26 protein-coding genes are annotated in these 26,403 nt (G+C 61.1%); 13 read left to right on the top strand and 13 right to left on the bottom strand.

Annotation, left to right across the window (positions count from 1 at the left end):
- The first annotated feature begins 109 nt into the window (after positions 1-109).
- Entirely contained in the window at positions 110-1,018 is a 909-nt protein-coding gene (locus tag V6S97_RS12250) for an MBL fold metallo-hydrolase (RefSeq protein WP_020812866.1), read from the top strand.
- 92 nt (positions 1,019-1,110) lie between these two features.
- Here the strand turns inward: V6S97_RS12250 and V6S97_RS12245 are convergent, their stop codons facing one another.
- Positions 1,111-2,031: a DUF1499 domain-containing protein gene (locus tag V6S97_RS12245; protein ID WP_080865937.1), complete on the bottom strand. Its 921-nt coding sequence runs from the start codon at positions 2,029-2,031 to the stop codon at positions 1,111-1,113.
- A 357-nt stretch (positions 2,032-2,388) separates the two neighbouring features.
- Between V6S97_RS12245 and V6S97_RS12240 the strand changes: the two genes are divergently transcribed.
- The 3 genes from V6S97_RS12240 to V6S97_RS12230 all read left to right on the top strand — a co-directional run bounded on the left by V6S97_RS12240 (position 2,389) and on the right by V6S97_RS12230 (position 4,760).
- Positions 2,389-3,753, top strand: coding sequence for a dicarboxylate/amino acid:cation symporter (locus V6S97_RS12240; RefSeq protein WP_003509070.1), 1,365 nt, complete (start codon positions 2,389-2,391; stop codon positions 3,751-3,753).
- 151 nt (positions 3,754-3,904) lie between these two features.
- Positions 3,905-4,303, top strand: coding sequence for a hypothetical protein (locus tag V6S97_RS12235; RefSeq protein ID WP_003509073.1), 399 nt, complete (start codon positions 3,905-3,907; stop codon positions 4,301-4,303).
- Between the two features lie 184 nt (positions 4,304-4,487).
- Complete coding sequence (locus V6S97_RS12230) at positions 4,488-4,760, top strand: hypothetical protein (protein ID WP_087743512.1); 273 nt, start codon at positions 4,488-4,490, stop codon at positions 4,758-4,760.
- On the opposite strand, the gene ppdK is transcribed toward V6S97_RS12230, so the two are convergent.
- Positions 4,738-7,464: a pyruvate, phosphate dikinase gene (gene ppdK, locus V6S97_RS12225; protein WP_020812861.1), complete on the bottom strand. Its 2,727-nt coding sequence runs from the start codon at positions 7,462-7,464 to the stop codon at positions 4,738-4,740. The genes V6S97_RS12230 and ppdK overlap by 23 nt on opposite strands.
- Positions 7,465-7,692: 228 nt before the next feature.
- On the opposite strand from ppdK, the gene V6S97_RS12220 reads away from it, so the two are divergent.
- Positions 7,693-8,670 carry a VOC family protein gene (locus tag V6S97_RS12220; RefSeq protein WP_334426892.1) on the top strand — a complete coding sequence of 326 codons (978 nt, stop codon included), beginning with the start codon at positions 7,693-7,695 and terminating at the stop codon, positions 8,668-8,670.
- 488 nt (positions 8,671-9,158) lie between these two features.
- On the opposite strand, the gene V6S97_RS12215 is transcribed toward V6S97_RS12220, so the two are convergent.
- The 4 genes from V6S97_RS12215 to V6S97_RS12200 form a co-directional block, all read right to left on the bottom strand.
- Positions 9,159-12,626: a chromosome segregation SMC family protein gene (locus V6S97_RS12215; RefSeq protein ID WP_334426890.1), complete on the bottom strand. Its 3,468-nt coding sequence runs from the start codon at positions 12,624-12,626 to the stop codon at positions 9,159-9,161.
- Positions 12,627-12,710: 84 nt separating this feature from the next.
- Complete coding sequence (locus V6S97_RS12210) at positions 12,711-13,391, bottom strand: DsbA family protein (RefSeq protein WP_003509078.1); 681 nt, start codon at positions 13,389-13,391, stop codon at positions 12,711-12,713.
- 128 nt (positions 13,392-13,519) lie between these two features.
- A complete protein-coding gene (locus V6S97_RS12205; RefSeq protein ID WP_003509079.1) occupies positions 13,520-14,041 on the bottom strand; it encodes a DUF721 domain-containing protein in 522 nt (173 codons plus the stop codon).
- Between the two features lie 27 nt (positions 14,042-14,068).
- Complete coding sequence (locus V6S97_RS12200; RefSeq protein WP_334426889.1) at positions 14,069-14,533, bottom strand: hypothetical protein; 465 nt, start codon at positions 14,531-14,533, stop codon at positions 14,069-14,071.
- Between the two features lie 127 nt (positions 14,534-14,660).
- Between V6S97_RS12200 and mutY the strand changes: the two genes are divergently transcribed.
- Positions 14,661-15,773 carry an A/G-specific adenine glycosylase gene (mutY, locus tag V6S97_RS12195; protein WP_020812857.1) on the top strand — a complete coding sequence of 371 codons (1,113 nt, stop codon included), beginning with the start codon at positions 14,661-14,663 and terminating at the stop codon, positions 15,771-15,773.
- The gene (locus V6S97_RS12190) at positions 15,770-16,381 is read left to right on the top strand and encodes an HAD family hydrolase (protein ID WP_003509082.1); all 612 of its coding nucleotides are present in this window, start codon (positions 15,770-15,772) and stop codon (positions 16,379-16,381) included. Before mutY ends, V6S97_RS12190 begins: the two co-directional genes overlap by 4 nt.
- A 41-nt stretch (positions 16,382-16,422) precedes the next feature.
- On the opposite strand, the gene V6S97_RS12185 is transcribed toward V6S97_RS12190, so the two are convergent.
- From V6S97_RS12185 to V6S97_RS12170, 4 genes are all read right to left on the bottom strand, one after another.
- On the bottom strand, positions 16,423-16,713 hold the full coding sequence (locus V6S97_RS12185) for a type II toxin-antitoxin system RelE/ParE family toxin (RefSeq protein ID WP_026363704.1): 291 nt from the start codon (positions 16,711-16,713) through the stop codon (positions 16,423-16,425).
- A 2-nt stretch (positions 16,714-16,715) separates the two neighbouring features.
- On the bottom strand, positions 16,716-16,967 hold the full coding sequence (locus V6S97_RS12180) for a type II toxin-antitoxin system ParD family antitoxin (RefSeq protein WP_003509084.1): 252 nt from the start codon (positions 16,965-16,967) through the stop codon (positions 16,716-16,718).
- A gap of 378 nt (positions 16,968-17,345) precedes the next feature.
- Positions 17,346-18,491, bottom strand: coding sequence for a site-specific DNA-methyltransferase (locus V6S97_RS12175; protein WP_003509086.1), 1,146 nt, complete (start codon positions 18,489-18,491; stop codon positions 17,346-17,348).
- 58 nt (positions 18,492-18,549) lie between these two features.
- A complete protein-coding gene (locus V6S97_RS12170; RefSeq protein ID WP_080865936.1) occupies positions 18,550-18,762 on the bottom strand; it encodes a hypothetical protein in 213 nt (70 codons plus the stop codon).
- On the opposite strand from V6S97_RS12170, the gene V6S97_RS12165 reads away from it, so the two are divergent.
- Complete coding sequence (locus V6S97_RS12165) at positions 18,728-19,828, top strand: hypothetical protein (RefSeq protein ID WP_334426886.1); 1,101 nt, start codon at positions 18,728-18,730, stop codon at positions 19,826-19,828. The two genes, V6S97_RS12170 and V6S97_RS12165, sit on opposite strands and share 35 nt — an antisense overlap.
- A 175-nt stretch (positions 19,829-20,003) precedes the next feature.
- On the opposite strand, the gene V6S97_RS12160 is transcribed toward V6S97_RS12165, so the two are convergent.
- The gene (locus tag V6S97_RS12160; protein WP_035213437.1) at positions 20,004-20,480 is read right to left on the bottom strand and encodes a DUF1284 domain-containing protein; all 477 of its coding nucleotides are present in this window, start codon (positions 20,478-20,480) and stop codon (positions 20,004-20,006) included.
- 45 nt (positions 20,481-20,525) lie between these two features.
- The gene (locus tag V6S97_RS12155; RefSeq protein ID WP_003509096.1) at positions 20,526-21,206 is read right to left on the bottom strand and encodes a GntR family transcriptional regulator; all 681 of its coding nucleotides are present in this window, start codon (positions 21,204-21,206) and stop codon (positions 20,526-20,528) included.
- A 218-nt stretch (positions 21,207-21,424) separates the two neighbouring features.
- Between V6S97_RS12155 and V6S97_RS12150 the strand changes: the two genes are divergently transcribed.
- The 3 genes from V6S97_RS12150 (at position 21,425) to V6S97_RS12140 (ending at position 22,757) form a co-directional block, all read left to right on the top strand.
- The gene (locus V6S97_RS12150; protein ID WP_003509098.1) at positions 21,425-22,114 is read left to right on the top strand and encodes an HAD family hydrolase; all 690 of its coding nucleotides are present in this window, start codon (positions 21,425-21,427) and stop codon (positions 22,112-22,114) included.
- Between the two features lie 71 nt (positions 22,115-22,185).
- Positions 22,186-22,464: a BrnT family toxin gene (locus tag V6S97_RS12145; RefSeq protein WP_003509100.1), complete on the top strand. Its 279-nt coding sequence runs from the start codon at positions 22,186-22,188 to the stop codon at positions 22,462-22,464.
- Positions 22,443-22,757 (top strand): BrnA antitoxin family protein, encoded by a 315-nt coding sequence (locus V6S97_RS12140; RefSeq protein ID WP_334426884.1) that lies wholly within the window; start codon positions 22,443-22,445, stop codon positions 22,755-22,757. The genes V6S97_RS12145 and V6S97_RS12140 overlap by 22 nt, the downstream gene beginning before the upstream one ends.
- Before the next feature lie 70 nt (positions 22,758-22,827).
- Here V6S97_RS12140 and V6S97_RS12135 read toward each other — a convergent pair whose 3' ends face one another.
- Positions 22,828-23,367, bottom strand: coding sequence for a hypothetical protein (locus V6S97_RS12135; protein WP_003509103.1), 540 nt, complete (start codon positions 23,365-23,367; stop codon positions 22,828-22,830).
- 263 nt (positions 23,368-23,630) lie between these two features.
- Between V6S97_RS12135 and thrC the strand changes: the two genes are divergently transcribed.
- Positions 23,631-25,028, top strand: coding sequence for a threonine synthase (gene thrC / locus V6S97_RS12130; RefSeq protein WP_334426882.1), 1,398 nt, complete (start codon positions 23,631-23,633; stop codon positions 25,026-25,028).
- Between the two features lie 21 nt (positions 25,029-25,049).
- The gene (locus V6S97_RS12125; protein ID WP_334426943.1) at positions 25,050-26,348 is read left to right on the top strand and encodes a M16 family metallopeptidase; all 1,299 of its coding nucleotides are present in this window, start codon (positions 25,050-25,052) and stop codon (positions 26,346-26,348) included.
- The last annotated feature ends 55 nt before the right edge of the window (positions 26,349-26,403 follow it).

The following is a 26,403-nucleotide window of genomic DNA, read 5'->3' as shown; positions in this document are numbered from 1 at the left end:
AAAACCCAAGCTTTTTGGGTGCCGTGGCGAAGTTCGCATGTTAGGGCTTGGGCGGTGGCGCGGTTGAGGCCGTGGCTCAAGCTGGCATGGCATTTTTCAGGAGGTCTCGATGGCGGACCCGGCATTCGATCTCGATTTCAGGCCGGCCTACGGCGAGGCGGTTCCTGTCGCCCCGCTCATCCAGCGCATCACCGTTAACAATCCTTCCGCCTTCACCTTTCACGGCACCAACAGCTACATCGTCGGCGACCGCTCTGTTGCCGTCATCGATCCCGGCCCGGAGGATGAGGCACATTTTCAGGCGCTGTTGGCGGCGCTTGATGGCCGCGAGGTCACCCATATCTTCGTCAGCCACACCCATCGCGATCACTCGCCGCTCGCCCGGCGGCTGAAGGCGGCGACCGGCGCGCTGACGGTGGCGGAAGGTCCGCATCGCGCCGCCCGGCCGCTGCATGTGGGCGAGACCAATCCCTTTGCCGAAAGTTCCGATACGGCTTTTGTGCCCGATATCGCGCTTGGCGATGGGCAGAGCCTTTCCGGCGACGGCTGGACGCTGACCGCGCTGCATACGCCGGGGCACACGGCCAACCACGCCGCCTTCGCGCTTGATGGCAGTGGCATCGTCTTTTCCGCCGATCATGTGATGGCCTGGGCTACCACCATCGTCGCACCTCCTGACGGGGCGATGAGCGATTACATGGCCTCGCTGGAGAGGCTGCTCACCCGCGACGACCGGCTGTTCCTGCCCGGCCACGGCGGCCCGGTCACCGATCCCTCGGCCTTCATGCGCGGGCTACGCGCTCATCGACGTATGCGGGAAAAGGCGGTTCTGAAGCGCATCCGCGAAGGCGACCGGCTGATCGCCGATATGGTGAAGGTGATCTATGCCAGCACCGACAAGCGCCTGCACGGCGCGGCCGCCCTTTCCGTGCTGGCGCATATAGAGGACCTGATCGAAAAGGGCGAAGTGCGGACAGATGGTGCGCCTTCGCTGCTGGGCGAATATTTTCCGGCGTGATGAGGTTTTGACGCGCGAATTCTCACGATGCTTTCGTCGCTCGCCGCCCGTTCGACGGGGAACGAGCGGGTGCCACAACAAGACAAATAGCCTCAGTTGTCGTTCAGCCCCTGCATCTCCGCATCCAGCGCATCGAGATAGGCTTCCGCAATCGCCGCCCCCATGCCGAGATCGTGTGGGCCGTAGCGGGAAGCGACGCGGACATCGACGATGGTGGTTTCCGCCTCTTCTTTCAGGCGAATGAGGATATCGAAACGCAGGCCCCAGATGCGGGTACGGGTTTCACCCTGCATCAGCACAACACCGCTGCCATTGAAAAAGGTGGGCAATGGCGCGTCAGTCGGGCGGGCCATGGGCACCGGCACGATGGAGGGCAGGTCCTCCACCGGCCCCTCTTCCGCGGGCTGTGTCCTGTCCTGCTCGGGAATGCCGGCAGAGGGCGCGTCTTCCGCCCCGATCACCCCCTTTGTGTGGGTGATGCGGATAGTCTGGGCGGCGGCCATTTTCTTCGCGGCGGCATAGATGCGGTCGATCGCGCCTTCATAACGGCGGCCGGCGAGGCTGGCATAGGCCTCCATCTGCGCATCGCGGTCGGCCTTGGTGATGACAGCGGGCCGCACCAGCCATTGCTGATTGGCCGTGGGCGTCACCAGCCATTCCGGCACATCGCTCAGGTCGGTGGAAATGTCGTAAATCTTCGGCTGCTGCCAATAAAGATAGGAGCCATAACCGACCACGCCGAGCGGCAGCGCCGAAAGAAGCAACGCCGCCAGCGCCGAAAGGCCGCCGCGCGCACCCTTGGTCCACAGCCGCTCTAGGCCGATCAGCGCCAGAAGTACGGCCGCAAGAGCGATGCCGGCGGCAACGACGAGCAGACCGACGAGGTCAGGCGTCGTCAGCGGCCCGAAACGATGGATGCCGGCGGCGATGAGAAACAGCACAAGCGCCGCAAGACCCAGATACCGGGAAAGATAGGCTGCAACCGAAAAAGGCCGGACGAAACGCACAGTCATGAAAGCGGATATCCGTTAGATCGCATTGGCTAAAAAGCGTTGCACCCGAATTCTGGCAGGGAATCACCTGCATATGATGTCATAGACCGGATTTACGGCGAGGAAAACAAAGGACGGGTTTGATCCGCAAGCCAAAATGCGAAAACCTCACGTCAGGGGCCGGGAACGGAAGCGCGATGGGGCGAAACATTTTTCTGAGAATTCGCCATTTGCGAGAATAATTCCCCGACAACGCAACAAATACGCACGTTCATCCCTTAATTGCTGAGGAAATCGGCGTATCCTCGGCGACCTCCCTCGAGAATGCGTGTAAAAAGTGCAACATTCTCGTTTTCTTGCACAATAAAGAGACATGTCATGTCACAGGCAACGACGTCCGCCGGCCCCTCCGGGCCTAAACCCTTTTATCGCAATTTCGGCTTTCAGGTTCTGATCGCCATGGTCATCGGCCTGCTGCTCGGGCTCGTCGCGCGCAACATCGGTCCCGATGCCGCCGGCAGTCCGAACTGGCTTTCGGTGACGCTGCAGACCATCGGCAGCATTTTCGTACAGCTTTTGCGCGCTCTGGTTCCGCCGCTGATCTTCACGGCCATCGTCGCCTCCATCGCCAATCTCAAGAACCTCTCCAACGCGGCAAAGCTCGTCTGGCAGACGCTTTTGTGGTTTGCCATCACCGCGCTGATTGCCGTGGTCATCGGCATCGTGCTCGGCCTCGTCATCCAGCCAGGCGTCAATACGGCCATTGCCAACACGGCAGCGGCGGCACCCTCCTCCACCGGCTCCTGGCTCGACTTCCTGAAGGGCCTCGTCCCGGCCAACGTCTTCGGCCTCGAAGCCTCGACCAAAATCAACAACGGCGCCGGCAGCACCTCGCTGAACTTCAACGTGCTGCAGCTTCTCGTGGTGTCGATCGCCTTCGGCGTTGCCGCGCTGAAAGCGGGCAAGGCGGCGGAGCCGTTCCTCGCCTTCAACCAGTCGCTGCTTGCCATCGTGCGCAAAATCCTGTGGTGGGTCATCCGCCTCACCCCCATCGGCACCATCGGCCTGCTTGGCCGTGCGGTTGACCAATATGGCTGGACGACGCTGTCGCAGCTCGGCTGGTATGCGGCGGCCGTCTATATCGGTCTGGCGCTGGTGCTGTTCGTGGTCTATCCGGCCCTGCTGATCGCCCATGGCCTGAAGCCGTCTCGCTTCTTTGCTGGCGCATGGCCGGCCATCCAGCTCGCCTTCGTTTCGCGCTCCTCCATCGGCACCCTGCCCGTCACCGAAACCGTGACGGAAAAGAGCCTCGGCGTGCCGCGCGAATATGCCGCCTTCTCCGTGCCGCTCGGCGCCACCACCAAGATGGACGGCTGCGCCGCGATCTATCCGGCGATTTCGGCGATCTTCATTGCGCAGTTCTTCCAGGTGCCGCTCGGTATCCAGGAATATGTGCTGATCGTCTTCGTCTCGGTGCTCGGCTCTGCCGCAACGGCGGGTCTGACAGGTGCTGTGGTGATGCTGACGCTGACGCTCTCCACCCTCGGCCTGCCGCTGGAAGGTGTGGGGCTGCTGCTCGCCATCGACCCTATCCTCGACATGGGCCGCACGGCGGTCAACGTCGCCGGTCAGGCGCTGGTGCCCACCATCGTCGCCAAGCGCGAGGGCATCCTCAACGAGGCCGTCTATAACAACGCCAAGGACATCGATGCACTCGATGACCGGGAAGTCGTGGCGGCCTGACCGCGATCATCATGGGGCGTTTCCGGTAAAACGGAGACGCCCCAACGAGGGCCATGTCCGTTGCTCCATGAGAGTTTGGGGTTGACGGAGATGGTTCGATCGATAGCGATAACGGCACAGACAACAACGCATCTTTCGGCGGAACCTGTGCATGGTGAAACGTAACTGGATCTATGTCGGCCTGCTCGCCTTCATATCCCTCGGGCTTCTCATCGACGCGGCCGTCTGGCCTGCCGGACCTCCAAGTTCCTTTACCGCAAATGATCTGGTGCAGATGGTCGGCATCATCACGCTGTTTGCCTGGTGGCAGATAGAGGATGCCGAAAAGCGGGACCTTCGGCGCAGTTCTGCCGCCAAACTCGCGACCATTCTGCTCGCACCCATCGGGCTTGCGATCTATCTCTATCAAACCCGCCGGTGGACGCACGCCACGCTCGGCCTCTTCGCATTTATCGGTGGCATTGTCCTCATCGCCATCCTCACGGCTCTGCTCGGTGACTGGCTTATTCAACAGGGTTTGTTCCCGCCGTCTTTCTTGCGCGTTTCCTGAACAGGTTTTGCAACGTCGCGCTGCCCTGTCTGAGCCGATCCGGCTATCGCCGCTTGCGGGGCCTTTCCCCATGGCGGATTGATGCAACTTTCCACCCCAACGCGGCTTTTCCCCATATCAAAACAGGCGTATCAATCGCGGCAATAAAAGTGCCGTACGGCTGTCATGTTAAGGGAGAAACAAAATGCGCGTTTCCATCGTCTTCGGTGCGCTTGCCACTATGCTGGTGCTCACCGCTTGCCAGACGCTGACGCCGGAAGAGCGCCGGGCGCGGGATGAGGCGACATGCCGGGGGTATGGGTTCCGCCCCGGCACGGACCCGATGGCGGGCTGCCTTCTCGATCTGGAAATGGACCGCCGCGCCGACAACCGCGCCTGGCAGGCGCAGATGAACCGCGACATGTTCTACCGCCCCGTGGTGGTGGAGCGGCGCATCATCGTCCAACAGACCCCCTGACGGGGATGAAGGCGACATTGCTTGGCGTTTCCCCCTGCTTCGACCTTGCGGCCAGCGTCGCCTGCGCCGCCGCAAGGCGCGCGATGGGCACACGGAAAGGCGAGCAGGAGACGTAGTCAAGATCCGCATCCTCGCAGAAATGGATCGAGGCCGGGTCGCCGCCATGTTCACCGCAAATGCCGAGCTTCAGCTCCGGCCGCGTCTGGCGGCCGCGTTCGGCGGCAATGCGGATCAGTTCGCCCACACCGTCGAAATCGAGCGAGATGAACGGGTCTCGTTCGATGATGCCCTTGCGCTGATAGGTATTGATGAAGCGCGCCGCATCATCGCGGGAAATGCCGAAGGTCGTCTGCGTCAGGTCGTTGGTGCCGAAAGAGAAGAACTCCGCGGCTTCCGCAATGACATGGGCGCGCAGAGCCGCACGCGGCAGCTCGATCATCGTGCCGGTCAGATATTCCAGCGTCATGCCGGTCTCTTCCGCCACCTCGGCCGCCACCGTGTCGATGACGGCCTTGACGTAATCAAGCTCTGACCGGAGGCCGACCAGCGGCACCATGATCTCTGGCACAACAGGAGCCCCGGTGATGCGCGCCGCCGCAACGGCGGCCTCGAAAATGGCGCGCGCCTGCATTTCAGCGATTTCGGGATAAGAAATCGCCAACCGGCAGCCGCGATGGCCGAGCATGGGGTTGAATTCGTGCAGCGCATCCAGCCGCTGGCGGAACACCGTCTGCGGCATGCCCATGGCGGCGGCCACCTCGACGATCTCGCCATCGGTCTTCGGCAGGAATTCGTGCAGCGGCGGATCGAGCAGGCGGATCGTCACCGGCAGGCCGTGCATGATCTGGAACAGTTCGGTGAAATCCGAACGCTGCATCGGCAAGAGCTGGTCGAGCGCTGCCCGCCTGCCCTTTTCACTTTCCGCAAGGATCATCTCACGCATCACATGGATGCGGTCGCCCTCGAAGAACATATGTTCGGTGCGGCACAGCCCAATACCCTCAGCGCCAAAGGCGCGGGCGGCGCGGGCGTCAGCCGGCGTATCGGCATTGGTGCGCACGGTCATGCGGCGCAGACCATCGGCCCATTGCATCAGCTTGCCGAAATCACCTGAGAGTTCCGGCTGCGTCATCGGCACCTCGCCCTTCAGCACCCGGCCAGAGGAACCGTCGATGGTGATGACATCGCCGCGTTTCAGCATGCAGCCGACGCCGATCAGCACCTTGTTGCGCATGTCGACGCGCATGGAGCCCGCGCCGGTGACGCAGGGAATGCCCATGCCGCGCGCCACCACGGCGGCGTGGCTGGTCATGCCGCCGCGCGTCGTCAGAATGCCTTCGGCGGCGTGCATGCCGTGAATATCTTCCGGGCTGGTTTCGATGCGCACCAGAATGACGCGGCGACCTTCCGCCTCCGCTGCAACCGCCTCTTCCGCGGTGAAGACGATCTCACCCGTCGCCGCCCCCGGCGAGGCCGGCAGGCCGGAGCCAATGATGGGGCGGGACGTGCCGGGATCGATGGTGGGGTGAAGCAGCTGGTCGAGCGATGAGGGCTCGATGCGGCAGACGGCTTCCTCCTGCGAGATCGACCCTTCTTCGACCATATCGACGGCGATCTTCATGGCGGCACGGGTGGTACGCTTGCCGGAACGGGTCTGCAGCATCCAGAGCTTGCCGCGCTCGATGGTGAATTCCAGATCCTGCATGTCGCGATAGTGGTTTTCCAGCCGCTTGCAGATCGCCAGGAATTCGCCGAAAGCCTCCGGCATCAGCTTTTCCATCGAAGGCTTGTCGGAGCCGGAGGCAAGACGTGCGGCTTCGGTGATGGATTGCGGCGTGCGGATGCCCGCCACCACGTCCTCCCCTTGAGCATTGACGAGGAACTCGCCGTAAAGCTCCGCCTCGCCCGTCGAAGGGTTGCGGGTGAAGGCGACGCCCGTTGCCGAGGACGAGCCGAGATTGCCGAAGACCATGGCCTGAACGTTGACGGCCGTGCCCCAGTCGCCCGGAATATTGTGCAGGTGCCGGTAGGTCACGGCGCGGTGGTTGGTCCAGCTGGCGAAAACCGCGCCGATCGCGCCCCATAGCTGGACGTGACAGTCCTGCGGGAAGGCTTCGCCCAGCTCATCCTCGATCAGCTTTTTGTAGAGCGAAACGACGTGCTGCCATTCGACCGCCGACATGTCGGTATCATATTCATGGCCGAGGCGGCCTTTTTCGTCTTCGAGAATTTCCTCGAACATTTCATGGTCGAGGCCCATGACGACATCGCCATACATCTGGATGAAGCGGCGGTAGCTATCCCAGGCAAAACGGGCGTCGCCCGCATCGTGGCCCAGCGCCTCGACGGTGCGGTCGTTGAGACCGAGATTGAGAACCGTATCCATCATGCCGGGCATGGAAGCGCGCGCGCCGGAACGGACGGAGATGAGCAGCGGCGACTGGCTGCCGCCGAAGGTCTTGCCGGTCACGGTTTCCATGCCGTGCAGGCCGGCCATGACCTGCAGCTTCAGGTCCTCGGGAAGATCGTGGCCATTCTTGTGATAAAGGGCGCAGGCATCGGTTATGATGGTGAGGCCGGGGGGGACGGGAAGGCCGAGACTTGCCATTTCGGCAAGGTTCGCGCCCTTGCCGCCCAATATCGCAACGTCACCTGCCCTGCCTTCGGCAGCACCGTTGCCGAAGGTATAAACCCATTTTTTCATTCCACGCTCTCCACCCAGAAGCGTTGTCATTTTTCTATCATCTACAGCATTGCCGGCATGTTGGGAACGCCGCAACGTGCAGTTTACATCGCAGTGCAGCATAATTGCGGCAAATTGCGCGCCAGAATTGCCGTAAAGGCCGAATAACGCCATGATTGACGCATTCGTGTAGTGCGCTGAAACGGAGTGTTGCCTAAGCCATTCAAATCGCCGACAAAGAGATTATTCATGCAATTTACCCGCCGCCATACGCTTAAATTTGCCGGAATTTCCTGCGCCGCCAGCGCGTTTGCCGGGGCGCTCAGAGCCGAAGGCGCAGTATCCGTCGCAGGGGCCGCCTCTGCCCTTCCCTTTGCGCTGACGACGCCGATGCATATCGGCCAGGCCGCAATTCGGGTGCGCGAACTCGATCCGATGATCGATTATTACCGTTCAGTTCTCGGGATGAACGAGGTGGAACGCACGGCCAGAGGCGTGACGCTCGGCGTTGGCACTGTTCCGCTGCTCGATCTCGTCCACAAGCCGGCCGCGGATTTCGAAAGCCCCACCTCCGCCGGCCTGTTCCACATCGCCTATCTGATGCCCTCCCGCAAGGATCTGGCGCGCTGGCTGGTGCATGCGGCGCTGAAGCAGGTGCCGCTGTCAGGTTTTGCCGATCACAATGTCAGTGAGGCGATCTATCTCAACGATCCCGAAGGCAACGGCATCGAGGTTTACAGCGACCGGCCGAAGGACACCTGGGTCTGGAGCGGCAGCGTGGTGAAAATGGGCACCGAACAACTCGATATTGATGATCTCGTGAAGCTGACCGACACCAAAAGAAGCGATTATGAGACAGCCCCGGCGGGGATGCGCATCGGGCACGTTCACCTGCGGGTCGGCGAAATCGCCACCGCCCGCGCCTTCTACGAAGAGGCCATCGGCCTGCGACCGACGCAGGATGCGCGCTCGGACGCGTCTTTCCTCTCTTCCGGCGGCTATCACCATCATCTGGCGGTGAATACATGGAACAGCCGCGGCGCGAAGGAACGCAACGCCATGGAAACCGGCCTCGACTGGTTTTCTCTCACCATTCGCAATCCCGCCGATCTCGAGGCGCAGAAAACGCGGCTGCGGGCGGCCGGTTACGTGCTGGTGGAGATGGAGAACAATGTCGTGGAAGCGATCGACCCCTGGGGCACGCGGCTGCGGCTGGTGCCGGGGTGAGTGATGGTAGGCCTCCATGCATCATGCGTGGAGAAATTCGCAAACTGCGCCATTGGCAGTTGCAGCAGGCCAAGTGTTTACATGGATTCGCTGCGTCTCCTCCTTCCGTCATTCCGGCCCTGAGCCGGAATCCAGCCGACGCGCGTCTGCGCGACGGGAAGAGTCTTTTCAGCCCAAGGACTTGGGCTGGCTGGATACCGGCTCAAGGCCGGTATGACGGAGGAGGTTTGCATCCCGGAAACGACTACCAGCCATACAGCCACCTCACTCTGTGAACCCGGAAAAGAAAGCCTTGCGAGGCCACGGCAGCGGCCTCGCAAGGCATTCCATCCGGTACAGGAAACCGGATGGTGGGGTCTGGAGAGAACCCTTTGGCTCTTGGGGAAAACATATCAAAATGCCGCGTGATGTCGCTCACCCGAATGGGTGATACGGCAAGATAAATTCACATTGAGCAAAAGTCGGGGCTGGCTCCCGGAAAAGCCGCCTCAGACGGCTTCGCGCAGCTGTTCGGCAGTCTGCAAATCAACAGACACCAGTTGGGACACGCCCTGTTCGGCCATGGTGACGCCGAAGAGGCGGTTCATGCGCGCCATGGTGATGGGATTGTGGGTGATGATGACGAAGCGGGTTTCCGTGGAAGCCACCATCTCGTCCATCAGGTTGCAGTAACGCTCGACATTGTGGTCGTCGAGCGGCGCATCCACTTCGTCCAGCACGCAGATCGGCGCGGGATTGGTGAGGAAAACCGCGAAGATCAGCGCCATCGCCGTCAGCGCCTGTTCGCCGCCTGACAATAGCGTCATGGTCTGCGGTTTCTTGCCGGGCGGACGGGCGAGGATTTCCAGCCCCGCTTCCAGCGGATCATCGGATTCGATCAGCTGCAATTCCGCCGTGCCGCCGCCGAAAAGATGGGTGAACAGCCGCTGGAACTGCGAATTGACCACATCGAAGGCGGCAATCAGCCGTTCGCGGCCTTCTCGGTTGAGGTTCTGGATGCCGGCGCGCAGCTTGCGAACGGCATCGATGATGTCGTCTCGTTCCTTGATGAGCGCCGCAAGCTTGGCCGAGAGCTCGGCCTGCTCTTCCTCGGCGCGCAGGTTGACGGCGCCCAGCCGCTCGCGTTCGATCTTTAGCCGGTCGAGATCGCGTTCGACATCACGAATGTCAGGCTTCGGCTGGTCAGGACCAAGGCCCGTCAGGCGAAACGCCATATGCGGCTCGGTATTCAGCGTTTCACGGATGCGGTGTTCGGTTTCCTGCCGCTTCTCGCGGGCGGAGACCAGCCGCTCCTCGGCACGGCCACGCTTTTCGCGGGCTTCGGCCAGTTCCGAAAGCGCCGTTGCAGCCACCCGGTCGGCGGCGCGCTGCAGGTTTTCCGCCTCGGCCAGCCGGTCGGCGGCTTCCCGGCGGGCGTCTTCGGTCTTCTGCAATTCGTTGAGGAGGTTGCGGCGTTTCTCGTCGAATTCCTCGGGCGCTATGTCCAGCTCGGCGATTTCCTCGCGCGCCTCTTCCTCGCGCTCGCGCAGCGTGGCGATATGGTCGGCGGCGCTTGCCGCACGCGACTGCCAGGTGGAACGCTCCTGCCCTATCGCCTGAATTCTGCGCTGACGGCTTTCCGCCTCGCGGCTCACGCCTTCGTGGCGGGCACGGGCTTCCGCCAGAAGGCCGCGGTCGGTCGCGACTTCCAGCTGGCTTTCGCGCAGGCGGAGATCGAGCACGGAAAGATCAGGCGCGTCCTCCATTTCGATGCGGGCGTTTTCTTCCTGAACGGCGATCTCGTCGATCTGCGCGCCGATCTGGTTCAGCGCTTCCGAGACGATATCCCGGCGGCGCAGAAGATCGCCGGAAGCCCTTTCGGCTGATGTCAGCGCCTCGCGCGCCTCGGCAAGCTGGCGGGTCGCAAGCCGGCTTCTGTCACGCACTTCCGAAAGCCGCAACTCGCTGCTTCTTATGTCCTCGGTTCTGGCGGCAAGCTGGTCTTCGGCCTCTTCCAGAATGGAGCGGGCCTCATCCAGTTCGGCTTCGATTTCCGCGAGACGGTTCTTCTGCGACAGGCGAAGTGCTGCAGCACCCGGCGCATCGGCGCTGGCGATATGGCCGTCCCAGCGGAACAGCGCGCCTTCGCGCGTCACCAGCCGCTGGCCGACCTTGAGTGATGGCAGTAGTCTCTGGGCTTCCGCCGTGCCGGAGACGACGCCGATCTGTGCAAGCGCGCGCCGGAGAGCCGCTGGCGCCTGGGCGTAATCGAGCAGCGGCGTCACGCCCTGCGGCAAGGCGGGATCACCCGCCCCGTCGCCATTGCCGGCCCAATAGGCGGGGGCGGCGGCGTCAAGCGGGCTTTCGAGATCGTCGCCGAGGGCGGCACCCAACGCCGCTTCAAAGCCACGCTCCACCGTCATTTCTTCCGCCACCGGCGTGAAGCTGCCATTGGCGGCGGCGCTGGAGGCAAGGATTTTGGTGATGGTGCGTGCTTCCGTATCGAGCGCGTTCAGCCGGTTTTTCGCCGTTTCCAGAGGCCCGCGCGCCAGCGCTTCGGCGGAACGCGCCTCGGCGACAGCGGCCTCGGCTTCGTCAGCGACGATCAGGGCATCCTCGACCGCAATCTCCGCCGCCTCGACAGCTTCCCGCCGTTCCGAAGGATCGGGAAGGCCGGAGAGTTTTTCATGGATGGCCTCGATCTCGGCGGAGGCCTCCTGCGACTGCCGTTCCAGCCTCAGCTTACGATCGGAAAGATCGCGGATCGTCCGCTCCAATTGCTGACGGGCGGCGGACGCTTCGGCCCGCTCGGCGGTGATTGCAGTAAAGACGGCTTCGCTTTCGGCCAGTTTGATAGCGGCGGTTTCGAAAGCTTCGCGCATCTCCTCGGCATGGCGGCCGGAATCGGAGAGGATTTCGAGGAGTTCGGCCTCTTCCTCATCGAGCCGTGCAAGGATTTGCGCATTATCCGAAACAAGACGTTCCTCGCGGACGATATCCTCGCCAAGCTGCGAGAGACGGCGCGCCAGCTCGTCGCGGCGGCGCAGCAGGCGGTTTGCCTCATCATCCAGCTGGGTGCGAGCAATCTGCAGGCGTTGCAGGGCGGCGGCCACCCGCGCTTCATCTTCGCGCAGTTCCGGCAGCTTCAGGCTGGCGATGCCTTGCTGCTTGGCCGCTTCCATCTGGCCTTGAGCCTTTTCGGCGACGATGTTGGTCGCCTGATTAAGCGCGCTTTCCGCCTCGCCCTCGGCTTCCTTCGCCTCTACCCAGCGAATATGCAACAGGGTCGCTTCGCGGGCGCGGATATCCGCTGACAGCATCTTGAAGCGGTTGGCCTGCCGCGCCTGCCGTTTCAGGCTTTCGATCTGGCTTTCCAGCTGGGCGGTCACATCCTCCAGCCGCTCCAGATTGGTCTCGGCGGCGCGCAGGCGGAGCTCGGCCTCGTGGCGGCGCGAATGCAGGCCGGAAATGCCGGCCGCCTCTTCCAGAAGCTGGCGGCGGGCCTGCGGTTTGGCGTTGATGAGTTCGCCGATACGCCCCTGCCCCACCATGGAGGGCGAGCGCGCGCCGGTGGAGGCATCAGCAAACAAAAGCTGCACGTCCTTGGCGCGCGCCTCCTTGCCATTGATGCGGTAGACCGAGCCGTTTTCGCGCTCGATGCGGCGCGTCACCTGAATTTCATCGGCATCGTTGAAGGCGGCAGGCGCGGTACGGTCGGAATTGTCGAGATAGAGGCCGACTTCGGCGGTGTTGCGGGCCGGGCGGTTGCCGGAACCGGAGAAAATGACATCATCCATGCCGGATGCGCGCATGTTTTTGTAGGAGTTTTCGCCCATCACCCAACGAAGCGCCTCCACCAGATTGGACTTGCCGCAGCCGTTGGGACCGACAACGCCGGTCAGGCCCGGCTCGATGATGAATTCGGAGGGTTCGACGAAGGACTTGAAACCGACGACGCGGAGCTTGTTAAACTTCATGCCGCCATGCTCCAGACAGAAAAACGGCAATAAAAAACGGGCGAACGGAAATATCCGCCGCCCGTTCCTTTAAGGCTTCGGCGATCAGAGCAGCTTGTCGATGACAGCCGACATGGATTCAACCGACATGTCTCCTGCGTATTTCTTGCCGTTGATGATGAAAGTCGGCGTGGAGTTGACGCCGAATTCCGTCGCACCGCGTTGCATCGTTGCGTTCACATCATCCAGAAGTTTCTGGTTCGTCAAGCAGGCCTCGAAAGACTCCTGTGAGAAACCGGCCATTTTCGACATTTGCAGCAGGGCGGCGCGTGCATCCTGTGCGACAGCCCAGCTCTGCTGCTGCTTGAACAGCATGGAAACGAAGGGGAAATACTGTCCTTCCGGTGCGCAGCGCGCCAGCATGAAGGCGGCAGCGGCGCGCGGATCGAACGGGAATTCGCGCAGCACGAAATAAACCTTGCCGGTATCGATGTACTTCTTCTTGATCTCTTCGAAGGTCTTGTTGTGGAAGTTGGCGCAGTGCGGGCAGGTCATCGACATATATTCGACGATCTTGACGGGTGCGTTGGCATCGCCGAGTGCGGCTTCCGGCAGCGGGCCGGGCTTCATCACCGCAGCCATATCCACGTCACCGGTGGATTCAGGCAATTCCTGCGCCTCGGCGATACCGGGCATGAAGGCAAACGGCAGGGCCGTGGCAACGGCAGCAAGCGCAACGCCGCCGAGAAGGCTGCGACGGGAAATGGTCAGTTCGGGAAAATGCATGAAAGCACCTGTTGGTAATAGACTCTATTGTCCGTTGATTCCGATATAGCGACGGCCCGTTCATCACAAGCGGGGTTTTGGACTCTTCTTGTCAAAGAATTGTGACCAGTCAAGGACAACCGGACCGATCAAATCGCCCGGCCCCTCGGCTTCTTCTGCAAGACCGCCGTGCCGAGCCTCTCCACCGCCTTGCGCAGCGCCTCACTCTCGATACCCTCCATCATGTCGTCGAGACGTTTTGCCGCATCGCCGCGCAGGGGCTGCGGTTTGCCCCGACGGTGAATGGTTTGGGAGACCGGTTTCTGTACGATCCTGATCTGGCGCACCGCCGGAAAGCCGAAAAAGCCGTTGATGCGGGCAATAAGTTCGCCCTGCGCATGGGTGAGGAACAAAGCGCGCGCGCCTTCGCAGGCGATGGTCAGCACGCCCGGCTGATAACCGCCGCGATCCGGGCCCTCGTCGCGGCGCGGCCAGGTGATCTTTTCCGGCCGCGTGCAATCGGCAAAATCCTCACCGGCGATCTCGTCCCAGGAACCGAGCAGCGCGGTGTTGATACCCGCCCGTTTCGATAACACGGGGTCCATGATGCCATTGGCGACTTCGGCGATCTGCACGACGCCTTTGCGGAATGAATCTGCGGGTTTCTTCATACTCTCCTCGACAGAGGCCAAGCGACCTCAAGCGGTCGCGCCATCGTCATCTTCTTCTCCGCGCAACAATGCGCGGAATCGTCGCCAGTCCCGGCAGGCGCCCAAGCGTATCACTCCCGCCACCAAACGTCCAAAGAGGAAATAAGCCCCAGCCAAAAACTTCAGATGTGGTACTCCCGGCTTATCCGAGATAACGGCAATCACCAACATGCAGGTCAGGACGACGGAGAGGTATATCCACAGGCCATGGCAGAAAATTGCCCAGAAACCGGATTCGATAATTCGAAAGCGGCGCGAGGGCTTGCCTCTCATCTTCTCCAGTTCACGGACTTCGCCGATGAGGCGGGAAACCACAAACGCCACGCTGTTCTGCCGCCCGAAACACAGCCGGCCAATATGATTCAGCAGGCTTCCAATCAGGCACAGGGCCAACAGAACGCCGATAACATAAAGCAGCGGTTGGGGTATATTATCCAGCAGCGCATTCGGCATGGGGCTGTTCCTCCAAAATCGGATCATGGGTTTCGATGTCGGGCGTTCGTCACCGGACACGGTTTTCCACGTCACAGCAACGGGTCTCCTGTTGCAGATTGCCGTACCGTGTCTATGTTCAGCGGCGATGAACACACATACGCGGCAACAAATATCACGTCCGACAGCGGAACAACTTCTCGCATGGTATGACCGGCACCATCGCGAGCTCCCCTGGCGCACGTCTCCCGCCAAGGCGAGACAAGGAAACCGCGCCGATCCCTATCATGTCTGGCTGTCCGAGGTCATGCTGCAGCAGACGACGGTGCAGGCGGTAAAACCCTATTTCCTGAAATTCCTCTCCGCCTGGCCAAGCGTCAGCGATCTGGCGGCGGCACCGGTCGAGGATGTCATGGCGGCCTGGGCCGGGCTCGGTTATTATGCCCGCGCCCGCAACCTTAAAAAATGCGCGGAAGCCGTGGCGAATGAACATGGGGGCGTCTTTCCGGATACGGAAGAAGGCCTGAAGAAGCTTCCCGGCATCGGCGATTATACCTCCGCGGCTGTTGCTGCCATCGCGTTTAACCGGCAGGCGGCTGTCATGGACGGCAATGTCGAGCGCGTCATCTCCCGCCTTTTCGCCATCGATGCTCCCCTGCCCGGCTCCAAACCGGCGATGAAAGCGAAGGTGGCCGAGCTTACGCCCCCTGATCGGCCCGGCGATTTTGCCCAGGCGATGATGGACCTTGGCGCGACGATCTGCACGCCGAAACGGCCGGCCTGCGCGCTCTGTCCGTTCAACGGCCACTGTCTTGCGCTTGCCCATGACGAGCCGGAACGGTTTCCGGTCAAGGCCGCAAAGAAGGCAAAGCCGGTGCGGCTCGGGGCCGCCTTCGTCGCGGTGAATGCGAGCGGCGAAATCCTGCTCCGGCGGCGCATCGAAAGCGGGCTTCTCGGCGGCATGACCGAGGTGCCGACCACCGCATGGACCGCGCGCATGGATGGCGGCACGGAGGCGAGCCATGCGCCCTTTGCCGCCGGCTGGCAGGCGGCGGGCGTCATCGTGCATGTCTTCACCCATTTCGAACTGCGGCTCACCGTCTATCGCGCGCAGGCGCCGGACGGCCTTCAAACCCGCCCGGATGACGGATGGTGGGAGCCGGTTACAAATCTTGACGCGCAGGCGCTGCCAACGGTGATGAAAAAAGTCATCGCCCAAGCTATTCCATCCGCATTCGATGAACGCAGGAAATTTCGATGACCAAGATTGAGCATATCGTATTCGACATCGGCAAGGTGCTGATCCATTACGATCCGCATATTCCCTATAGCCGTCTCATTCCCGATGCCGACGAGCGCCAATGGTTCTTCGAGAATGTCTGCACCCATGACTGGAACCTCGAACAGGATCGCGGCCGCCGCTGGGAGGATGCCGAGGCGCTGCTGGTGGAACGCTTCCCCGAGCGGGAAGAACACATTCGCGCCTTCCGTAAGTTCTGGCACGAAATGGTCTCGCATTCCTACGATGACAGCGTCGCGATCATGGTTGCCCTGATCGACGGCGGCCACGACGTGACGATGCTGACCAACTTCGCCTCCGACACCTTCCGCGAGGCGCAGAAAATGTTCCCCTTCCTCACTTTGCCGCGCGGCGTCACCGTTTCCGGTGATGTGAAGCTGTTGAAGCCTGATGTGGCAATCTACGATCTGCACGCCAAAGAATTCGGCCTCAACCCCGCCGCAAGCATCTTCATCGACGATACACTCGCCAATGTCGAAGGCGCGAAAGCAGCCGGCTGGCAGGCCGTGCACTTCACCGGTGCGGAAAAGCTGAAGCAGGATTTGCGGGCCTATGGGGTGGAAGCGTAAGCGAGCTGCCGTGCAAAATGGTGACGTGCGTGCCCCGCCTGCTACGACTCGTTGACCCAGTCCTCATGTGCGTGACGGACGCGGACGATCAAGACATCATCGTCCGCTCCCACGCCATAAACAACCAGGTGTGCCCTGAACCGATGGATACGCAGCGGCGGTAACAACTCGTGCCGCTCGCGTGCCATGCGTGGGTTGAGAGATATCAGCTCAAATATCTCATAGAGTTCCCGGTGATATTTTTGCGCCTGCGCCAGCCCGAATATCGCGATGCCTTCTTCGGCTATGCGAATGACGTCTTCTTCCGCGAGCAGAGACAGGCGAAAGCCCACGATCAACCGATCTTGCGTTTCATGGAACGAGCTTCAGCCTCGGCGAACAAGGCCTGTTGCGAGCGATGCCCGGCACCGCTCTGCAATCCCTCATCCACAAAATGCTGCATCGCCGCGATTTTTTCGCCTCGCTCCTGATCCTTGCGGATCAGGTCTCGCACGTAGTCGCTCGCATTCGAATAACGGCCTGTCCTGGATTGGGCCTCAACCCATTCTTTCATGGGTGCAGGCAGCGATATGTTCATGGTCGCCATATTCATCTCCCTTTGATGGGAGAGTGAAGAATTTGGCAAAGTTTGTCAAAACATATCGGGAAAAGAAATTGGCGCAGGCGGAAATGGCGGTCTCCGGCCTGCGCCAGTCCTGCCGCAAGCGGCATCGGACGCAATGTTTTTTGTGATTTGTCCTGACTGGATTTTCACAACCACTGCTCTGATTTGAGACAGTATTGCTCGTCTCTTGCGCGAAACTTGTCTGGCTAAAATAAGATACTCGAAAATACCAACGCCCGACACCGAAGTGCCGGGCGTTGGTCGTTCTCCATCCGGGACTGAAGGTACTAAACCGGACAGAGACGTATTCTGACAAGGGCGGGCGGTGGATCGTCCGTCTTCGGCTTTTTGGGCTTTCGACTATTCGGCCTTTGCCATTTCACTGCGGATGATCGTCCGGAGATCGTCGATCGGCTTCAGCGCGTCGCCGTCCTCGAAATGCCAGAACGTCCATCCGTTGCATGCGTCGAGACCTTGCACCTTCGCGCCGAGGCGGTGAATGGAGCCGGCCGTCCCGCCGGATGCAATCGTACCATCGGCACGAATAATGGCGCTATAACGGCGCTTTGCATCGGTCAGCACCTGGCCGGGACGGACGAGACCGCTTTCCACCAGCGTGTTGAAGGCAACGCGCGGCTCGGCCTTCTTGCCGGTCATGACGGTCAGTTCCGCCTTGCCGAGCGGCTCAACGGCGGCGATGCGGGCCGATGCCGCGTCGATGTAATCCTGTTCGCGCTCAATGCCGACGAAGTGACGGCCGAGGCGTTTTGCAACTGCACCCGTAGTGCCGGAGCCGAAGAACGGGTCGAGCACGATATCGCCCGGCTTGGTGGAGGCCATGATGATGCGGGCCAGCAGAGCTTCCGGCTTCTGGGTCGGATGCACCTTCTTGCCGTCGTCGCCCTTCAGGCGCTCATGGCCGCTGCAGATCGGGAACAGCCAGTCGGAGCGCATCTGCACGTCGTCATTGGAGGCCTTCAGCGCATCGTAGTTGAAGGTGTAGTTCTTGGCTTTCGGATCGCGGCTGGCCCAGATCATGGTCTCATGGGCGTTCTGGAACCGGCGGCCCTTGAAATTGGGCATGGGGTTGGTCTTGCGCCAGACGATATCGTTGAGGATCCAGAAATCGAGGTTCTGGAGCATGGAGCCAACGCGGAAGATGTTGTGGTAGGAGCCGATGACCCAGATGGTGCCGTTCGGTTTCAGCACGCGGCGGCAGGCGAGCAGCCAGGCGCGGGTGAAGGCGTCATAGGCCTCGAAGGAGGCGAACTGGTCCCACTCGTCATCGACGGCATCGACCAGCGACTGATCGGGACGATGCAGCGTGCCGCCAAGCTGGAGGTTATAGGGCGGGTCAGCGAAAATCGCATCCACCGACTGGCTCGGGAGGGCATCCAAGGCAGCGACACAATCACCTTTGATGATGCTGTCTTTCCAGGCGTCACTCTCGCCCGCACGATCAAAACCGGCACGCCGAAAATCGGCCAGCGGAAAAACTGCTGCCATTGGTACTCGCTCCATACGCTTACTCTCTACTGAGGCTTATGGTTACCGAAGATGGTTATCAAAGCCTGAACAAGTCACGGAAAATGCGAAATAAATGGCTGTTGCGGCGCGCAGGAGCGATTTGCGGCGGCCGGCGGGGAACCCGAAGTCCGGCAAAAACGTTGTGCACAACGGGTTCTCCTGTCGCCGCATATCGGCGCGGCAGGAAGAGCCATTCTGGCAGGGGGTAATCCGCAATGGGGTCCGTGATGAAAATGGCTTCTTTTTCCATGAATGTCGTTTGCGCCGCGCTTTTCGCAACGGCGCTGCCGGCGCCGTCGCAGGCGCAGCAACCGGCCCCGCAATATAACGTCATCACCGACGCGGTTTTGTTCGATGGCGGCCCCTCGCTCGGCAACAGCGACCGGGTGCGGTGGGATTTCTACAAGGCCGACCGCGCCGGCGGGCGCACCGACGACAATGCCGGCGGCTCCTATGACGCCACCTTCGAGGCGAAGCTGCCGGCGGGCAAATATGTCGGCGTGGCGGCGCTGGGCAATGTGACCCGCGAAGTGCCCTTCGAGGTGAGGGATGGAAACGTTGCGAGGCCGAAGGTGAATTTCGATGCGGCGGAATTGACGATCGTACCGAAACGCAGCCCCGGCGGCGATGTGGAAACACAGGCGAAAACCGAAATCACCAGGGATGATTTCAAGGATAGCGTCTACGGCCAGAACACTGTCTTCGTGCCCGCGGGCGAAGTCCTCCTCACCGGCCGCATCGGCCCGGCGCGGGCTGAGGAGAAACTGGCCATCAAGGCAGGCGAGAAGATCAGCCACGAGCTTGTCATTCCGAGCGGCGTGGTGATCGCCAAGGCCGTTTATGCGGAAGGCAGCAGGGCGGTGGAAACGGATGATATCCGTTTCGAAGCGATGTCAGCCAAGGAAACGCTGGATGGCACGCGTGAGACCATCAACGGCATTTACGGCGCCGGCAAGATGATGGAAATGCCCGCCGGTGATTTCGTCATGCGCGCCCGTCTCGGCAAAGTGACGGTGGAACAGCCATTCACCGTGACGGCCGGAAAACGAACCGAAATTACAATCGATCTCGATGCGGGTGTTCTCGCAATCAAGGCCCCCGGTGCCGAACGGATCGATATCGTCGAAACGACCAGGGATCTTCAGGGCACGCAGAAGGAGATTTCCGGCCGTTACGGCACGCAGCATCAGGAAACCCTGCATCCCGGCGACTATTCGGTGAAGGTGAGCTACGACAAGAAATCCGGCCGCGAGCCAAAGGAGATCAAGGCGACGGTCAAGGCCGCCGAGAGAACCGAGACGAGTGTGCCAGAGTAATCGGCACGGCGCGGCCCCTCTCCTCATTCCGCCTGCCTCCCTCCCTCATCCCTGTGCTTGTCACAGGGATCCAGCCGACGTGCGTCTGCACGACGGGAAGAGTTCTTTCAGCCCAAAGACTTGGGCTGGCTGGATTCCTGTGACAAGCACAGGAATGAGGATGGAGAAAACGTCATCAGTGTTTCCGGCCAGACGACCCATATTTGGGCCTGAGCATCGGATGCTTCGAAAAACGCGCCGCATCCTTCGCCACGGTTGGTAACGGCTCGCCGATTTTCACACCCGCAAAGCCTGACGCCGCGATGCGGTCGCACAGCCTTATCCACTGGCAGCCGCGACAGGCCTGCCTGATCTCGCCGGCAGCGAAAGCCACACGCATCTTTACAAGAAAGTCCGGTGTCGCCTGCAGCCGCTTGCCGGCGGTCAGCGTCTCACCCAAAAGCGCCGAGACCGAAAGGCGGGCCATCTCATCCCGCTGCACCACGCCTTCGTTGAAACAGTGGGCATGGCTTTCACAGAGCAGGCCCTCGCAAATATCGTCCGGGCCATCCACCAGCTCGATATCTTCCTCGCCGGCATTCAGCCGGGTGGCGACGCGGTCGTAATTTTCAACGAAGCCTGATGTATAACCCTTGCCCACATAGGTGAGCATGCAGAGAAGGTGGTGGGGCCGGAGACGGACGGTCAAGGGCCCACCCTATCCGACGATGGCGAAGGCGTCGCGCACCGAGCCGGACGAGGTGCGGATCGCCTTGCGGCCGATCCATTGCACATGTCCGTCCAGAATACGCACCGCCTCCTCGGCGCGGCCGCCGCGCAGCGCATCGATGATCGCCCGGTGGTCGGTATCGGTGCGGCGCTCCCAGCCGGCCCGCCAGGCGGAAAACAGGAAGCGGGCGCTCGCCGCATGCAGGCCGTCGATCGCCTCCATCAGGCGCGGCATGTTGCAGGGCGCGGTGATGAGGCGATGGAAGCGGCGATTGGCCTCCTCCCAATGCTGCACATCGACGGCGCTATCGCCTTCGAGCGTTGCGGCCTCCGCCTGATCGAGAATGGCAGGCGTCATGTTTGGAATGGCGTGGCGCAGCGCCAGAACTTCAAGGGCGGCGCGCATTTCCGCCACTTCGCGCACATCGTCAAGGCCGAAATCCGCCACCCGGACACCCCGGCGCGGGATGCTGGCCGCCAGCCCCTGCGCCTCCAGCCGGCGGAATGCCTCGCGCACCGGCACATGCGACGCGCCGAATTCGGCTGCGATGTGATCCTGCCTCAGACGTTCGCCCGGCGACAGCTCCCCGCGAACGATACGGTCGGCAAGCGTGCGGCTGATGCGTGCTGCAATGGTGTCTTCGGGGGCGTTTTTCACTGTCTTGGGCATAACATCCCATAACGCATATGGCGCGGCCGTGTGTAGCGGTTTTTGCGCCATCACATGGCGCAACGCCGAATATTCGAAACCCGCTCACTTGCCGCATCCCTGCCAGCCATGAGCCTGATGGGACCGACCCTTGCGGGTGAACCGGTTGAGCTTGGCGCAGACATGGTCTAAAAGCCCGGCATCATTTTCTTCCAGCAAATCTGATACAGGGAGCGCCCATGAGCGGCTTCGACCTCATTATTTTCGACTGCGACGGCGTTCTGGTCGATTCCGAAATCATCGCGGCGCAGGTGGAATCCCGCCTCTTGACCGAGGCCGGTTATCCGATCTCCGTCGAGGAAATGGGCGAGCGTTTCGCCGGCATGACCTGGAAGAACATTCTTTTGCAGGTGGAAAGCGAAGCCAGCATTCCGCTCTCCGCCTCGCTGCTCGACAAGTCCGAAAAGCTGCTCGACATGCGTCTGGAACGCGACGTGAAGATCATCGAGGGCGTGAAATTCGCGCTGTCCCGCCTGACCACGCCCCGCTGCATCTGCTCGAACTCCTCCAGCCACCGCCTCGACATGATGCTGACGAAGGTGGGCCTCAAGCCCTATTTCGCGCCGCATATCTATTCCGCCAAGGACCTCGGGGCCGACCGCGTGAAGCCGAAACCGGATATCTTCCTGCATGGCGCGGCCCAGTTCGGCGTTTCCCCTGACCGCGTGGTCGTGGTCGAGGATTCCGTGCACGGCATCCATGGCGCAAGAGCGGCCGGCATGCGGGTCGTGGGCTTCACCGGCGCATCCCACACCTATCCGAGCCACGCCGACCGGCTGACGGATGCGGGTGCCGAAACGGTGATTTCGCGCATGCAGGACCTGCCGGCCGTGATTGCGGCAATGGCGGAGTGGGAAGGCGCTTTTTAAGTTGTGATGGGACTTCTTTCGTGATCTGAGTGGCAGCATTGATATTTTAATAAATGTAGCTACATTAATTCATGAAAATCATATGGGACGAGCCCAAGCGGCTCGCCAATATCGAGAAGCACGGCTTCGACTTCGCGGATATTGATGGCTTCGACTGGGAGAACGCCATCATCGAGAAAAGCCTGACCGGACCGGGAAATTCGCGCTTCAAAGCGATCGGATATTTTCGGGACGGAACGATGGCTATCGTTTTTGCGACTGTCGGAACAGAAGCGATATCCATTATCAGTTTCCGAAGGGCGAGTTCCAAGGAAAGAAGGAGGTTGCCATGGCCAAAGCTGCAAAACTAAAAAAATTCAAACCCGGACGCGGCTACACCGAAGCGGACTGGAACGCCGTTGATTTCCCGGAAATGACGGATCAAGAACTCGAAAATGCGCGCCCCGCCCGAGACGTTTTGCCACCTGCTTTTTTCGAAGCGATTAATGAATACAGAAAGACGCGTGGCCGCCCACCGGTAGATAAGCCTAAGAAACAGGTAACGTTGCGCCTTGATGAGGATGTCGTGGAACGTTTCCGCGAGGGTGGCAAAGGGTGGCAGAGCCGCATCAATGATGCTTTGCGGAAGGCCGCAGGCATTTGAACTCGTTGCCATGCAACAAGAAACCGGAGACCGCAGAGCAGCCTCCGGCTTTACATTCAACCGGGCGAAATCACCGGCGCTTGGTCTTGGCCTTCGCGCCCTGCTCGGCAAAGCCGATGTAAACGCTGACAGACCGCGGCGCGCCGCCCGGTCCGTTGGGGATGGCGACATGGTCGTTGTTGAAGATGAACTGGGTGCCGGCCCCGCCTGCGGGCAGATCGATGGCGAAGTTGGTCGTTTCGCCGAAAATCTCGCCGTCGCCGTCCTTCACCGTCACGCGGATCGGCACGGTGACGCGACCGGGCTTGGCCATCGGGCCGGGAACCAGGCGGCCCTGGGCCAGCACGTTCACCGTCAGCGTCGACTCATTGGCGGTGCAGGAGCGCGTCGTGTCTGACAGCGAGACCTGATAGGCGAGTTTCTGCGGATCATCCTTGGCGCCGCCGGCATAGACGCGGTGCACGGCGTTGGCGTCTAGAACCGTGACCGTCGGGCAGTTGGCCTGCACCACCGGGGTGACCGCATTGGCCTGCGCGGCCGGCGGGTTGACGGCAAGCGAGTCCGACGGGTTGGAGGAATTGCATCCTGCAACGACGGCCAGAAGCGACATCGCGGCGGACAAACGCAAGAAATTCCCTGACACTCTTCTAATTCCCTCTCCATTGTCCCGGAACAGAACCGGAGACGCTGTTTATTGACCTTTCACGCAGGTTGGCGATGGTCTATAGCAGCGACGCCGGAAAAAATCGATTGGCATGTTCGGTTTTGCTTGAATTTTCAAAAAAGCCCTTCATTAGCTGCCCAACCGCCTCATTCCGGTAAGACGCTGCGGAAAAGATGCCGATCAATCGGTAACGGATAAGGGACTATCTCGTGGAATATGTATCGACCAGGGGTGCGGCCCCTTCGCTTGGTTTTTGCGACGCGCTTCTGGCGGGCCTTGGCCGTGACGGCGGGCTTTATGTTCCGCGCAAATGGCCTTCCATGTCGAAGAAGGAAATCCGCAACCTGCGCGGCAAGTCCTATCAGGATGTTGCCTTCGAGGTTCTCTACCGTTTCACCGGCGGCGAAATTCCGGCCGACAAGTTCAAGGCGATGATCGACGACGCCTATGCGACCTTCCGCCATCCGGCCGTCGTGCCGCTGACGCAGACCGGCCCGAACACCTTCGTGCTGGAGCTTTTCCACGGCACCACGCTCGCCTTCAAGGATGTGGCGATGCAGCTTCTCGCCCGCCTGATGGATTACACGCTTTCCGAACGCGGCGAGCGCGCCACCATTGTCGGCGCCACATCCGGCGACACGGGCGGTGCGGCAATCGACGCCTTTGCCGGGCGTGAGCGCACCGACATTTTCATCCTTTTCCCGAACGGCAAGGTCTCCCCGGTGCAGCAGCGCCAGATGACGACCTCCACCGCCTCCAACGTGCATGCGCTGGCGATCAATGGCAATTTCGACGATTGCCAGACGCTGGTCAAAGAAATGTTCAACGACGTGAAGTTCCGTGACGGCGTGAAGCTTTCCGGCGTCAATTCCATCAACTGGGCGCGCATCATGGCGCAGGTGGTTTATTACTTCACCGCATCGCTTTCGCTCGGCGGTCCCGACAGGAAGGTTTCCTTCACCGTCCCAACAGGCAATTTCGGTGATATTTTCGCGGGTTACGTCGCCAAGAAGATGGGCCTGCCGATCGACAAGCTCGTCATCGCCACCAATGACAACGACATTCTGGCGCGCACGCTGAAGACCGGCCGTTACGAGATGCGCGGCGTCAAGCCCACCACCTCGCCTTCGATGGACATCCAGATTTCCTCGAATTTCGAGCGGCTGCTGTTTGAAGCCTATGGCCGTGATTCCGCCGCGGTGAAGGCATCGATGGACGGGTTGAAGCAGTCCGGCGCATTTGAAATTCCGCCCCATGCCCTGAAATTCATCAAGAAGGATTTCCGCGCCGGCCGCGCCACCGAAAAGCAGGTGGCGGCAACGATCCGCGACACGCTTGAGAAAACCGGCTACCTCATCGATCCGCATACGGCGACCGGTGTTTTCGTGGCGGAAAAGCACGAAAAAGCGGGAAGCCCGATGGTTGTCCTGTCGACCGCTCACCCGGCTAAATTCCCGGCCGCTGTAAAATCCGCTTGCGCAATCGAGCCTGCGCTTCCAGTATGGTTAGCTGACATTATGAACCGGGAGGAGCGTTTCGACATTCTGGATGCAGAGCTGGAAGCCGTGGAAACCTTCATCGGCAGCCATGCACGCGCCGGCAAATAGAGACGCGGAAAGACGTTGAGTATGAGAGTTAATGTGACCCGGCTTTCGTCCGGGTTGACCGTTGTCACGGAAAAAATGCCGCATCTCGAAAGCGTTGCTCTTGGGGTGTGGATCAAATCCGGATCCCGCAACGAGACGACTGCCGAACACGGCATCGCCCATCTTCTCGAACATATGGCTTTCAAGGGTACGGCGCGCCGCACCGCCCGCCAGATCGCCGAAGAGATCGAAAATGTCGGCGGTGAAGTCAACGCCGCGACATCGACGGAAACAACCTCCTACTACGCCCGCGTCCTGAAAGACCACGTCCCCCTCGCCGTCGATATCCTTGCCGACATCCTGACGGAATCGCTGTTCGACGAAGAAGAGCTGGAGCGGGAGAAAAACGTCATCCTGCAGGAGATCGGTGCAGCCACAGATACGCCCGACGACGTGATCTTCGACAATTTCTCCGGTGTCGCCTATCGCGACCAGACCATCGGCCGCCCGATCCTCGGCACGCCGGAAACCGTTCAATCCTTCACGACAGGCCAGATCAGGCATTATCTCGCCCGCAACTACACGACGGACCGCATTTTCGTCGTGGCGGCCGGTGCTGTCGACCACGAAAGCTTCGTGAAGCAGGTGGAAGAACGTTTCGCCTCACTGCCGCAGCTGCCGGTGGCAACACCGGTTATGGAAAAGGCAATCTATACCGGCGGCGAAATCCGCGAGACCCGCGACCTCATGGACGCGCAGGTGCTTCTCGGCTTCGAGGGCAAGGCCTATCACGCCCGCGACTTCTATTGCTCGCAGATCCTCGCCAATATCCTGGGCGGCGGCATGTCTTCCCGCCTGTTCCAGGAAGTGCGCGAATATCGCGGCCTGTGCTATTCGGTCTACGCCTTTCATTGGGGTTTTTCCGATACCGGCATCTTCGGCGTGCATGCGGCCACTGGCGGCAACGACCTGCCGGAACTGGTGCCGGTCATTGTCGAGGAGCTGCGCAAGTCCTCGCAGGCCATCCATCAGGAGGAAATCGACCGTGCTCGCGCGCAGATCCGCGCCCAACTGCTGATGGGCCAGGAAAGCCCGGCCGCCCGCGCCGGACAGATCGCCCGGCAGATGATGCTTTACGGCCGGCCCATCCCCAATGAGGAAATGATGGAGCGGCTGGGCGACATCACCCGCGCGCGCCTGACCGATCTTGCAGGACGGCTGTTTTTCGATACAGTTCCGACATTGTCTGCAATTGGCCCGCTCGAACATCTGCCGCCTCTTTCCGACATCACTGCCGCGCTTTCCGCGCAGCAGCCCGCAAGGATAAAGGCGAACGGATAAACCGATATGAGGGCGGGATTTAAAGGCGAAGTCCGCTCACCTTTTTCGCCATCCC

Source organism: Agrobacterium sp. CCNWLW155 (assembly GCF_036888815.1).
In the GTDB taxonomy this organism is placed as follows: Bacteria; Pseudomonadota; Alphaproteobacteria; order Rhizobiales; family Rhizobiaceae; genus Agrobacterium; species Agrobacterium radiobacter.
This window is presented reverse-complemented; position numbering and strand designations above follow the sequence as displayed.